The 10727-nt window shown below is 67.2% G+C and carries 12 protein-coding genes; 2 read left to right on the top strand and 10 right to left on the bottom strand.

The annotated features are described in order from the left end of the window. From BMI01S_RS23750 to BMI01S_RS23715, 8 genes are all read right to left on the bottom strand, one after another. The coding region (locus BMI01S_RS23750; protein ID WP_042290783.1) for an aldehyde dehydrogenase family protein at positions 1 to 861 on the bottom strand (861 nt) is incomplete at its 3' end. A 2-nt stretch (positions 862 to 863) separates the two neighbouring features. Beyond that, positions 864 to 1898 (bottom strand): arginine N-succinyltransferase, encoded by a 1035-nt coding sequence (gene astA, locus BMI01S_RS23745; protein ID WP_028230770.1) that lies wholly within the window; start codon positions 1896 to 1898, stop codon positions 864 to 866. Continuing rightward, positions 1895 to 2986 (bottom strand): arginine/ornithine succinyltransferase subunit alpha, encoded by a 1092-nt coding sequence (gene aruF / locus BMI01S_RS23740; protein ID WP_028212125.1) that lies wholly within the window; start codon positions 2984 to 2986, stop codon positions 1895 to 1897. The genes astA and aruF overlap by 4 nt, the downstream gene beginning before the upstream one ends. A gap of 37 nt (positions 2987 to 3023) precedes the next feature. Continuing rightward, positions 3024 to 4250: an aspartate aminotransferase family protein gene (locus tag BMI01S_RS23735; protein ID WP_028212124.1), complete on the bottom strand. Its 1227-nt coding sequence runs from the start codon at positions 4248 to 4250 to the stop codon at positions 3024 to 3026. A 171-nt stretch (positions 4251 to 4421) separates the two neighbouring features. Continuing rightward, entirely contained in the window at positions 4422 to 5516 is a 1095-nt protein-coding gene (locus BMI01S_RS23730) for a GlxA family transcriptional regulator (RefSeq protein ID WP_042290781.1), read from the bottom strand. Between the two features lie 32 nt (positions 5517 to 5548). Then, positions 5549 to 6331 carry an ABC transporter ATP-binding protein gene (locus tag BMI01S_RS23725; RefSeq protein WP_036044802.1) on the bottom strand — a complete coding sequence of 261 codons (783 nt, stop codon included), beginning with the start codon at positions 6329 to 6331 and terminating at the stop codon, positions 5549 to 5551. A 79-nt stretch (positions 6332 to 6410) separates the two neighbouring features. Next, on the bottom strand, positions 6411 to 7124 hold the full coding sequence (locus BMI01S_RS23720; protein WP_028212122.1) for an ABC transporter permease: 714 nt from the start codon (positions 7122 to 7124) through the stop codon (positions 6411 to 6413). Positions 7125 to 7137: 13 nt separating this feature from the next. After that, positions 7138 to 7827, bottom strand: coding sequence for an ABC transporter permease (locus BMI01S_RS23715; RefSeq protein WP_028212121.1), 690 nt, complete (start codon positions 7825 to 7827; stop codon positions 7138 to 7140). A gap of 502 nt (positions 7828 to 8329) precedes the next feature. On the opposite strand from BMI01S_RS23715, the gene BMI01S_RS23710 reads away from it, so the two are divergent. Then, positions 8330 to 8617: an AbrB/MazE/SpoVT family DNA-binding domain-containing protein gene (locus BMI01S_RS23710; protein ID WP_028212120.1), complete on the top strand. Its 288-nt coding sequence runs from the start codon at positions 8330 to 8332 to the stop codon at positions 8615 to 8617. A gap of 7 nt (positions 8618 to 8624) precedes the next feature. Continuing rightward, positions 8625 to 8963: a type II toxin-antitoxin system PemK/MazF family toxin gene (locus BMI01S_RS23705; RefSeq protein WP_028230772.1), complete on the top strand. Its 339-nt coding sequence runs from the start codon at positions 8625 to 8627 to the stop codon at positions 8961 to 8963. Positions 8964 to 8986: 23 nt separating this feature from the next. Here the strand turns inward: BMI01S_RS23705 and BMI01S_RS23700 are convergent, their stop codons facing one another. Further along, positions 8987 to 10036, bottom strand: a complete 1050-nt coding sequence (locus BMI01S_RS23700; RefSeq protein ID WP_028230773.1) for a patatin-like phospholipase family protein — start codon at positions 10034 to 10036, stop codon at positions 8987 to 8989. Positions 10037 to 10070: 34 nt separating this feature from the next. After that, positions 10071 to 10652, bottom strand: a complete 582-nt coding sequence (locus BMI01S_RS23695) for a lipoprotein (RefSeq protein WP_042290778.1) — start codon at positions 10650 to 10652, stop codon at positions 10071 to 10073. Positions 10653 to 10727 lie beyond the last annotated feature (75 nt).

Here is a 10727-nt window from a genome sequence, read left to right as displayed (position 1 = left end):
GGGCACCAGGATGCGGCGCGCGCACGTGCATCGCTGCCCCGCCGAAAGAAACGCCGACTGGATCGTGTGGTGCACGGCCGCGTCGATGTCTTCGACCGGCGCGACGACGAGCGGGTTGTTGCCGCCCATCTCCAGCGCGAGCACGATCTCGGGGCGGCCGCCGAACTGGCGATGCAGCAGCGTGCCCGTGTCCGAGCTGCCCGTGAAGAAGAGCCCGTCGATCTGCCGATGGTTCGCGAGTGCAATGCCCGTGTCGCGCTCGCCCTGCACGAGGTTCAGCACGCCCGCGGGCAGGCCCGCTTCGCGCCACAGCTCGACCGTTGCGCGCGCAACTTCCGGCGCGAGTTCGGAAGGCTTGAAGACCACGGCGTTGCCCGCGATCAACGCGGGGACGATATGGCCGTTGGGCAGATGGCCCGGGAAGTTGTACGGACCGAACACGGCGACGACGCCATGCGGGCGGTGCCGCAGCACCGCGATGCCGTCGGCCATCGGCGTGCGTTTCTCGCCGGTGCGCTCGCCATAGGCGGTGATCGAAATCGCGACCTTCGCGGCCATCGAAGCCGCTTCGGTACGCGCTTCCCAGAGCGGCTTGCCGGTCTCGCGGCCGATCGCCTGCGCGAGCGCTTCCTTCTTTTCGGTGACGAGCGCGGCGAAGCGCTTCACGATCTCGCAGCGCGCTTCGAGCGGCGTTTGCGACCACGTGGCGAACGCGCGGCGTGCGGCGTTGACGGCGCGATCGACATCGTCGGCGCTCGCGGCATTGCCGCTCCACACGGTTTCGCCGGTGCCGGGGTTGCGCGAAGCGAACGCGGGGCCCGAGGCCGCGCACCACTGTCCATCGATGTAAAGCTCGTTCATGTTTATCCCTTTTGTTGCTTCTGCGCCGGGCCGAGCACACGCACGGGCTCGCCCGCCGCGACGTTCAACGCTGCTGCTTCCTGGGCGCTCAGCGTGAACACGCCGTCGAGCACGACGCCAGGCGCGAAACCCACGCGAAAATCGCCGAGCGAAGTATTCGACACGAGCGAGCGCACGCCCTCGCCACCCTGCGTCTCGCCGATCCGGACCGGCACCAGCACGCTGTCGCGCACCGTGCGCAAGTCGCCGATATGGCATTCGAGCACCGGGCCCGCATCGAAGATATCGACGTGATTCTCGTAGCGCAGCCCCTCGGCTTCGAGCATGCGGCGCGCGGGAATCGTGTCGGCATGCGTGAGGCCCACGCATGCCTGCGCTTCCTCGGGCAGCAACTCCACGTACACGGGGTAGCGCGGCATGAGTTCCGCGAGGAACGACTTGCGGCCGTGCGAGCTGAGGTAATCGGCGGCGTTGAAGTCGATTTGATAGAAGTGCGAACCGACCGCGCGCCAGAACGGCGACGTGCCCTCCGCGTCGAAGTGGCCGCGCAACTCCGCGCACAGGCGCTCGGGAAAGCGCTCGCGAAACTGGGCGATGAACATGAACCGCGAGCGCGAAAGCAGGCTGCCCATGCCGCCCGTGCGATAGCGCGGCGACAGGAACAGCGAGCACACTTCGGCGTAGCCCGTGAGATCGTGCGAGATATTGAGCGCGCGCATGCGCGTCCAGATGCCGAGTTCCTGGCTCGCGTGCACCACCGTGCTTACGCGATAGTTGTAAAACGGCTGCTCGAGCCCCACCGCCGTTTCGATGCCGCATACGCCGGCCACGTCACCCGTCGCCGTGTCTTCCATCACGAAGAAGTAGCCGGCTTCGCGTGGCGCGGCTTCACCGGCTAGCGTGCGCCGCGTGCGTTCGATGCGCGCCTTGAGCGCCTCGCGGTCGGGCTTGAAGGTCGTGAGGCCGGGCCCCGTTTCCTGGGCGAGCGCGACGAGCGCGTCCACGTCGCCCGTTTGCACGACGCGTACCACGATCATTGTGCGTCTCCCATGTAAGCCTCTTCGGTTTGCGGCGTGGCGCGATAGAGCGGCGCGCAGCGCACCGGCTCGCCGTCCTGCACGCCGAGCACCGCGCGCGTCGCGGCGTCGAGCGGCGCGAGGTTCGCTGCGCGCGCGCCGGCGCCCTTCACGCTTTCGGGCAGCGTCGCGAGCACGCAGCGGAACTCGCCCGCTCGCTGGCTCGCGACCAGATACGCCATGCCCTGTTGATTCGTTGCGTCCGCAACTTCACGCACCGCTCTCGTCTCGCTTTCCGCGACGGAGCCCGTGCGGTCCACTTGCGCGGTCAGCACCGGGCCCGCGTCGAAGATATCGACGAAGCGGTCCGGCTCGAAGCCCTCTTCCAGATGGATCTCATAGGCGAGCAAGGCGCTCTGGTCCGGCTCGCCGAGCACGCGCTGCGCCGGCTCCGGCAGCAGCGGCACGTAGAGCGGATAGGCGGGCATCACCTCGGCGATGAAGGTGCGGCTGCGCCCGCCCGAGGCCAGTTCGATGTCCTTGAAATCGCGCCCGAAGAACTTGCGCCCCACGGCTTCCCAGAACGGCGAGGCACCCGTCTCGTCGGTCACGCCGAGCAGCAGCGAGAACACCTCGGGCGTGAAGCGGCGGCGGTTCATCGCGACGTACATCATGCGAGCGCGCGACATGAGATGCGCGGCCGCGTCGCCGCGGAGCGTTGGCTCGATGTAGAAGCCCGCGAGGCGGCTCTTGCCCGTGAGTTCGTGCGACATCGTGAGCGCGTGGATCTTGCGGTTCACGTGCAGCTCGCGCGAGGCATGAATGAGCGCGTCGTTGCGGAACGCGTAGAACGGCTCGGCATAGCCGGCCGCCGCCACGATGCTCGAGGTGCCGACGAGCCGCCCGGTAGCGGAGTCTTCGAGCACGAACAGATAGAACTCCTCACCGGGGAAGTCCACGTCCGCGCGAAACGAGTCCTCGGAAAGCGCGATGCGCGCTTCGAGCGCCGCGCGGTCGTGCGGCAGCGAATGCAGCACCGGCTGCGCGGTGTGCGCCATGTGGGCGATCGCATCGAGATCGGCCAGCCGGGCGGGGCGAACGAATAGCATCGTCGGTCCTGTGAATGCGGTTGTGCGTGCGCCGGTTTCAGCGCGAGCCGTTGACGCCGATCACGTCATAGCAGGCCTGCTCGAAGCGCGCAAAGCCTTCGTCGAGGTCCGCCTCGGGAATGATGAGCGACGGTGCGAAACGCAGCACGTCCGGTCCCGCGATCAGCATCATCAGGCCGCGGTTCGCGGCCGCCGCGTTGAAGTCCTTGGCGCGGCCTGCGAAGCGCGCGTTCAGTTCGGCGCCGATCAGGAGGCCCTTGCCGCGCACTTCCTTGAACATGTCGAAGCGCTCGTTGAGCGCGGCGAGCTTGCCGCGAATCGTTTCGCCGCGCGCGCGCACGCCCGCGAGCAGCGCCGGATCGCTCACGAGCTCGACCACCTTGCCCGCGATCGCCGCGCCGAGCGGATTGCCGCCATAGGTCGTGCCGTGCACGCCCACCTTGAAGTGTGCGGCGATCGCCTCGGTGGTGAGCATCGCGCCGATCGGAAAGCCGTTGCCGAGCGCCTTCGCCGTCGTGAGGATATCGGGTGTCACGCCCGTGTCTTCATAAGCGTAGAAGTGGCCCGTGCGGCCCACGCCCGTTTGGACCTCGTCGAAAATCAGCAGCGCGCCGTGCGCGTCGCATGCTTCGCGCAGTGCGCGCAGGAACGCGGGATCGGCGGGAATCACACCGCCCTCGCCCTGCACCGGCTCGACGATCACGGCGCAGGTCTGGGGGCCAATCGCCCGCTTCGCCGCTTCGATGTCGTTGTACGGCAGATGCGTGATGCCACCCGGCACCGGGCCGAAGCCTTCCGAATACTTGGGCTGGCCGCCCACGCTCACGGTGAAGAACGTGCGGCCGTGGAACGACTGCGTGAACGAGACGATTTCGAACTTGTCGGCACCGTGCCGATCGAACGCCACGCGGCGCGCGAGCTTGAGCGCGGCCTCGTTGGCTTCCGCGCCCGAGTTCGCGAAGAACGCGCGATCGGCGAACGTGAGCGATTCGAGCTTGCGCGCGAGCCGCAGCACCGGCTCGTTGGTGTAGCCGTTGCCGATGTGCCACAGCTTGCTGCCCTGCTCCTGCAGCACGCGCAGCAGTTCGGGGTGCGCGTGGCCGAGCGAAGTCACGGCGATGCCGCACGCAAAGTCGATATAGTCGCGGCCCTCGGTGTCCCACACGCGCGAGCCCTCGCCGCGCTCCGGCACGAACGGCGCCGGCGAGAAACACGGCACCATCACTTCGTCGAAGGTCTTGCGGCTCACAGTCTGGTCGTTCATGGCGATTCCTTTATAGCGCTTTCGCGTGTCGAATTCGGGGTCGATGCGGTCCGGGACGAGGCCGTTCCCGGCAAGTAACAGATGCAGTGTAGGCAAGCTCGTCGCAAACGTCTTGCGCAGGCGCGACGCGTTTTTTCGTACGGAACCCGCAAGATCGGCGGCTGGCCGCGCTCACTCGACTTCAGGCGGCTCGACGAGCGCACCGGCGCGCGGCTCGGCGGCGGCCCCGCCATGCTGGCGCTCGATCCAGTTGCGGCGGTCTTCGCGCGGCGTCACGCCGAAGCGCTCGCGATAGGCATTCGAAAAATGCGCCGCCGACGAAAACCCGCATGCGAGGCTGATCTGCACGACCGACTTGCTGGTGCGCTGCAGTTGCGAGCGCGCCTTGGCGAGGCGCAGGCCCAGGTAGTACTTCGACGGCATCGCGCCGAGGTACTGGCGAAAGAGCCGCTCGAGCTGGCGCCGCGAGACGCCCACGAGATCGGCGATCTCGTCGGTCGTGAGCGGATCCTCGATGTTCGCTTCCATCAGCTTGAGCGCGTCATTCATGCGCGGATGACGCTCGCCCGGCGCGGTCACGAACGGAATGCGCTGACGTTCGTCGCCGCTGCGCAGCGTGCTGGCGCCCAGCGCGTCGGCAATGCGCTCGGCAAGTTCGGGGCCGTGGTCGCGGCCGATCATCGCGAGCATGAAGTCGAGCGTGGCCTGCCCGCCCGCGCAGGTGGCGCGGTCGCGGTCGATTTCGTAGATGTGCTGGGTGACGATGGTCCGCTCGAACTGCTCGGCGAACTGCTGGAACGTCTCCCAGTTGGCGGCCACGCGGTAGCCCTGGAGCTGCCCCGCCATCGCGAGCCACCAGATGCCGTGATGAACGCCCGTGACGAGCGGCGTGCGCTGCCCCACGCGCGCGAGGCTCGCGAGAAAGAGGCGGTAGTCGGCGAACTGCTGGTAGCGCTCGGTCACGACGATCAGCCAGTCGCACGAGAGCGCGTCGCCGAACGCGCAGTCGGCGGGCCATTGCGCGCCGCCCACGAGCGGCACGGGGCGGCCGTTCCACGAGCACATCTGCCAGCGGTACAGCGCGCGGCCGTCGATCTCGTTGGCGAGATGGAGCGCATCGACGATCGGGCCCACACCCGACATCGAAACGGGCGGCAGCGCGACGATGGCGACCTGGGTGGTGCGGCCGGCGCGCGCGGGCGACGCCTGGCCGCCCGGCGCCGCGGCAGCGACGGAAGCGGAAGGGAGCACGGGGGAGCGGACCATCGGCGGCAGGATGCGCGAGACGAGCGCGCCGCTTACTTGAGGCTGCCCGAGAGGAACTGTCGCAAGCGCTCGCTCTTCGGCGCGCCGAGCACGTCGGCGGGTGCGCCCTCTTCCTCGGTGCGTCCCTGATGCAGGAACATCACATGGTTCGAGACGTTGCGCGCGAAGCCCATCTCGTGCGTGACGACGATCATGGTGCGGCCTTCCTCGGCGAGCTTTTGCATCACCTTGAGCACTTCGCCCACGAGTTCGGGATCGAGCGCCGAAGTCGGCTCGTCGAACAGCATCACGTCCGGGTGCATGGCCAGGGCGCGCGCGATCGCCACGCGCTGCTGCTGGCCGCCCGAGAGATGCGAGGGATACTGCTTTTCCACGCGAGGCGCGAGGCCCACTTTCTCGAGATACTGACGCGCGCGCTCCTCCGCTTCCTTGCGCGGCACGCCCAGCACGTGAATGGGCGCCTCCATCACGTTCTCGAGCACGTTCATGTGGGACCAGAGGTTGAAGTGCTGGAACACCATCGCGAGCTTGGTGCGGATGCGCTGCAACTGCTTGTGGTCGGCCACGTCGAGGTCGCCGTTGCGGCCGGCCTTGGTGCGCACCGTCTCGCCATCGACGACGATCTCGCCCGCGTTCGGCTTCTCGAGGAAATTGATGCAGCGCAGGAACGTGCTCTTGCCCGAGCCGCTCGCGCCGATGATGCTGATCACGTCGCCCTTCTTCGCGTCGAGCGAGACGCCCTTGAGCACCTCGTTGTCGCCGTAGCGCTTGTGGATATCGCGCGCGACCAGCTTGCTGTCCGAATGTTGCGTCATGCCTGGGTTCGTGCTTTGGGTCATGCCTTGCGTCGTCTGAGCCAAGATGGCCTCCAATGTTTCCGGTGATTCCGATGATTCAGCGGGTGCGCACGGCGAGATGGCCCAGCCAGCGCTTCTCGGCGCGGCGGAACGCGGCCACGAGCACGAACGATACCGCACAGTAGATCAGCGCCGCGAGGCCGAACGACTCGAACGAGCGGTACGTGGCCGAGTTGGCGTCGCGCGCGACCTTGAGGATGTCGGGCACGGTCGCCGTGAACGCCACCGTGGTTGCGTGCAGCATCAGGATCACCTCGTTACTGTACAGCGGCAGCGCGCGGCGCAGCGCCGAAGGCAGGATCACGCGCCAGTACATCGTGAACGGGCTCATGCCATAGGCGCGCGCGGCTTCCACCTCGCCGTGCGACGTGGCGCGAATCGCACCCGCGAAGATCTCCGTCGTATAGGCGCAGGTGTTGAGCGCGAACGCGAGGATCGCGCAGTTCAGGCCGCTGCGAAAGAACGCATCGAGCAGCGGCTCGGCGCGGATGAACGCGAGACTGTACACGCCCGTGTAGATGAGCAGCAACTGCACGTAGAGCGGCGTGCCGCGAAACACGTAGGTGTAGAAGCGCACCGGCAGCGAAAGCCAGCGGCGGCTCGACACGCGGGCCACGGCGAGCGGCACCGCGCACACGAAGCCGAAGGCCACCGAGATCACGAGCAGCCACAGCGTCATCGCGAGGCCCGAGACATGCTCGCCGTCCCAGTAGAGGAACGCGCGGCCGAATTGCTGGAGGATTTCGTTCATGGCGGCCTTTGCCTCAAAGTTGCGCGTGACGCACGCCCACCGAATAGCGGCGTTCGAGCCAGGCGAGTGCGAAGTTCGAGAGAGTGGTGATCGCGAGATAGATGAGCGCCGCGATCACGAGGAAGAAGAACAGGTTGAAGGTGCTGCGGCCCGCGTCCTGGGCGGCCTTCACCACGTCGGCGAGACCGATGATCGAGACGAGCGCCGTCGCCTTCACGAGCACCTGCCAGTTGTTGCCGATGCCGGGCAGCGCGAAGCGCATCATCTGCGGAAACAGGATGCGCGCGAACACGCGCGCGCCGCTCATGCCATAGGCGTGGCCCGCTTCGAGCTGGCCGCGCGGCACCGCGAGAAACGCGCCGCGAAAGGTCTCGGTGAAGTACGCGCCGTAAATGAAGCCGAGCGTGATGACGCCGGCCACGAACGGGTCGATGTCGATCTGCGCCATGCCGAGCGCGTCGGTGGCCTCGTTCACGCCGATCTGGATGCTGTAGAACAGCAGCAGCATCAGCACGAGGTCGGGCACCGAGCGGATCAGCGTCGTGTAAGCCGTCGCGGCCGCCGCGAGCGGCCGGTTGAACGAGAGCTTCGCCGCGGCGCCCGCCAGTCCGAGCAGGACGGCCACGCCGAGCGAAAGGAGCGAAAGTTCGATGGTCTGGATCGTGCCGGCGAGGAGCACCGGGCCAAAGCCGTAGAGGAACACGCGCGTCTCCGCAACAGAATCGTTTTGTCGTTTCGGCCGGAAGCGGCAGGCACTGGGCGCCGCCGCAACCGGGTGAATTGGCGCGGATCGTCTCAGTGCAAAATGGATTGCTCAAACTGGCACGGCGCGGATATTGCAGCGCAGCATCGCGATGCGGCGCGTGGTCGCAGGCGCAACGGCCCGCACAGTGGCGGGCGCGATGCAGTTGAAAGGGAAGAGAACGCCCTGGCAAGCAGGGCGTTTTCGCAAGTTTCGGGTCGCTTTTTCGATAGGCGTGCGGCGCGCGTGCCGGGTGCGCGCGCGGGTGGTCCAGGCAGGCGGCGCAGCATTCCTTGATCTATCTCCGCACAGGGAGCTAACACGACACGTATCAACGCGTTGACACACGGCGTCCGCCCACCTAGTATCGATCTTGTATCAACACCGTAGATACACCACGACAAGTATGGACATCAGGCTTAATGCGCTATTGGCCAGAAGGCCGATTCAATACGAGGACGAAATGGCGATACAAACCCTGAAGCGCTGGGGCAACAGCCTTGCGGTGCGCATTCCTTCCACCCTGGCCGCCAGGCTGGCTTTGGCGGAGGGGCAGGAAGTCGAGGTCGAGGTCGAAGATGGGTTGCTCACGGTCCGCCCGCACGCGGCAATCCGGCGCTTCTCGCGCGAGCGCTATTTGCAGCAGTTGCGCGAGCGCAAGCTGCAGCAGCATCCGGACATCGACTTCGGCCAGCCGCAAGGTTCCGAGATCGGCGGACCCGACGACCCCGCGCGTTTCGACCAATGGTAAGGAACGCATGAAGAACGGCACACCGGACGCAGGCGACATTCTTTGGCTCAATGTCGGGCCGGGCGCGGGAAACGAGCAGGACGGCTATCGTCCCGCCCTGGTGCTCACCGATAGCGAATTCAACGAACTCACGAGCCGCTTTATCGGGCTCCCCATCACCAGCAGCATTCACGGATGGGAATCGGAAATTCCCATCAGCGGACTTTCGAAGCCCTGCGTCGCGATGGCCGACCAGATCGTCACGCTTTCCCTCACGGGAAGAATCTGGCGCTACAAAGGCGAAGCGGCGACTGCGGACGAACTGGAGGCGGCGAAATTCGCCGTCGCCGGTATTCTCGATCTGTAGCCGCACGTAAGCCGGAACGCGCGCTAGTCCAAACCCAATTGCGCCTTGATGGCCGGCATCATGTACTGCACGGCCGCGCGCCCCTCCTCGATGGCGGGCGCGGCGCGATGAAAATCGAAGATGCCCATGCCGCCCAGGCGCGGCTGGATCAGCACGTCGGCGGGTTCGCCCGCGAGGCGGCTGCGCGTGATGCGCACCTGCATGATGTCGATGCTCTGGGCCACCGAGCTCAGCACGGAAGGCACGCGCGTGCTGGGCGGCGGCGCCACGCGCACGTCCTCGCCGCCCACCGCGCCCGGCCCCGCCGGCTGCAGCCAGCGCGGGAAGCGCTTGCCGTTGCGGCGCAGGAGCGGCTCCGGCGCCGCGCCGCCGTTGGCCGATCCGTCTGCGGTGTCGGCGTCCGCGCTGCCGGTCAAAGCCGCGGCCGATGCGGCGGCCGCCGCGTCGCTCGCCTCCACGGGGAGTTCGCGCGGCATCGTGTCGATCGCGCCGCCAAGATCGCGGCCGTTGAGGATGTCGTGATTGAGGTCGATCGCGATCACCGTGTCGGCACGCATCGCGCGCGCGGCGGACACCGGCACGGGATTGCTGAGGCCGCCGTCGACTAGCCACACGCCGTCATGCCAGATCGGCGTGAAGATGCCGGGAATCGCGATCGAGGCGCGTACGGCATCCACCACGCCGCCCTCGCGCAGCCAGACTTCGCGCCCGGTGTCGAGCTCGGTCGCGACCGCCGTGAACGGCAACCGCAGATCGTCGATCGACCGGCCGTTGAACTGGTGCGCAAAGACGTCGATCACCTTGCGTCCGCCCAGCAGGCCGCCCGAAATACGCAGATCGAGCAGGCGCACCACGGTCTGCCAGGTGAGCTTGCCGGCCCAGTCCTCGAGCCAGTCGAGATCGCCGTTCGCATAGACGGCGCCGACGAGCGCGCCGATCGACGTGCCGCACACCACATCGGGCTTGATACCCGCTTCCTCGAGCGCGCGGATCGCGCCGATGTGCGCCCAGCCGCGCGCCGCGCCGCCGCCGAGCACGAGGCCCACGCACCTGGGCCGTCGCCGGTTCATCATGCGCGCCTCCCTCTGTAGTCGTGGGTCAACGGAGTCAGTGCCCGCGGATCACGTCCGAGCGCGAGGTCGTCGTCACCCGCCCGTCCGGTCCGAAATGCACGTTGAAATACGCTTCGGGTGTCACGCCCCCTTCCAGCCACTTCCAGCTCCACACGGTCTCCTTCTTCAGGCGGTAGCCGGCCACCTGCCCCGGCTTGCCCAGCAGACGCCGCACCTCGTCCTCACTCATGCCGATGCGGATCTTCGCGAAGTTTTCCGCCGTGAGTGCCTGGGTGATCGCGACGAGCCGGCCGTTCGGGCCGATGTCGACCATCCATGTCTTGAGCCCCTGAGGACCGCGCGGATATTCGAGGCGGCGCGAACCGTCGTCGAACACGCGCTCCATCTCGGGCTTGCCCATCTGCTCGCGCACCTGCTCGAGCGTGGAGACGCCGGGCGTGAGGCCCTTGAGCAGCAGCGCGTCGGGCTTCACCGAATCGAAGAACGTCTTGAATCCCTGCCGTATGGAGTCGAGCATGGCATCGAACTGGCGAGCGTCGCAGCCGGAAAGCGTGAACGCCGCCAGGGCGGCGCACGCGAGCGCGAGCGAGCGCGTGGATGAAAACGTGGGCCTCATGTCCTTGCTAACGCATCAGCACGGGCTTGCGCCGACGCGCGCCCAGCTCGGGCACGCATCGACATCTCCACAATG

Origin of the sequence: Paraburkholderia mimosarum LMG 23256 = NBRC 106338, assembly GCF_000739815.1 — a bacterium.
GTDB lineage: Bacteria > Pseudomonadota > Gammaproteobacteria > Burkholderiales > Burkholderiaceae > Paraburkholderia > Paraburkholderia mimosarum.
Note: the sequence above shows the minus strand (reverse complement) of the source record. Positions and strands in the feature narration are given on the sequence as shown.

Bases quoted from the DNA above. Each gene is read 5' to 3' on its own strand.
- BMI01S_RS23700 (WP_028230773.1), bottom strand. From the start codon at position 10,036: ATGATGAACCGGCGACGGCCCAGGTGCGTGGGCCTCGTGCTCGGCGGC.
- BMI01S_RS23735 (WP_028212124.1), bottom strand. From the start codon at position 4,250: ATGAACGACCAGACTGTGAGCCGCAAGACCTTCGACGAAGTGATGGTG.
- BMI01S_RS23705 (WP_028230772.1), top strand. From the start codon at position 8,625: ATGAAGAACGGCACACCGGACGCAGGCGACATTCTTTGGCTCAATGTC.
- BMI01S_RS23695 (WP_042290778.1), bottom strand. From the start codon at position 10,652: ATGAGGCCCACGTTTTCATCCACGCGCTCGCTCGCGCTCGCGTGCGCC.
- astA (WP_028230770.1), bottom strand. From the start codon at position 1,898: ATGATCGTGGTACGCGTCGTGCAAACGGGCGACGTGGACGCGCTCGTC.
- BMI01S_RS23710 (WP_028212120.1), top strand. From the start codon at position 8,330: ATGGCGATACAAACCCTGAAGCGCTGGGGCAACAGCCTTGCGGTGCGC.
- BMI01S_RS23725 (WP_036044802.1), bottom strand. From the start codon at position 6,331: ATGACGCAACATTCGGACAGCAAGCTGGTCGCGCGCGATATCCACAAG.
- aruF (WP_028212125.1), bottom strand. From the start codon at position 2,986: ATGCTATTCGTTCGCCCCGCCCGGCTGGCCGATCTCGATGCGATCGCC.
- BMI01S_RS23720 (WP_028212122.1), bottom strand. From the start codon at position 7,124: ATGAACGAAATCCTCCAGCAATTCGGCCGCGCGTTCCTCTACTGGGAC.
- BMI01S_RS23730 (WP_042290781.1), bottom strand. From the start codon at position 5,516: ATGGTCCGCTCCCCCGTGCTCCCTTCCGCTTCCGTCGCTGCCGCGGCG.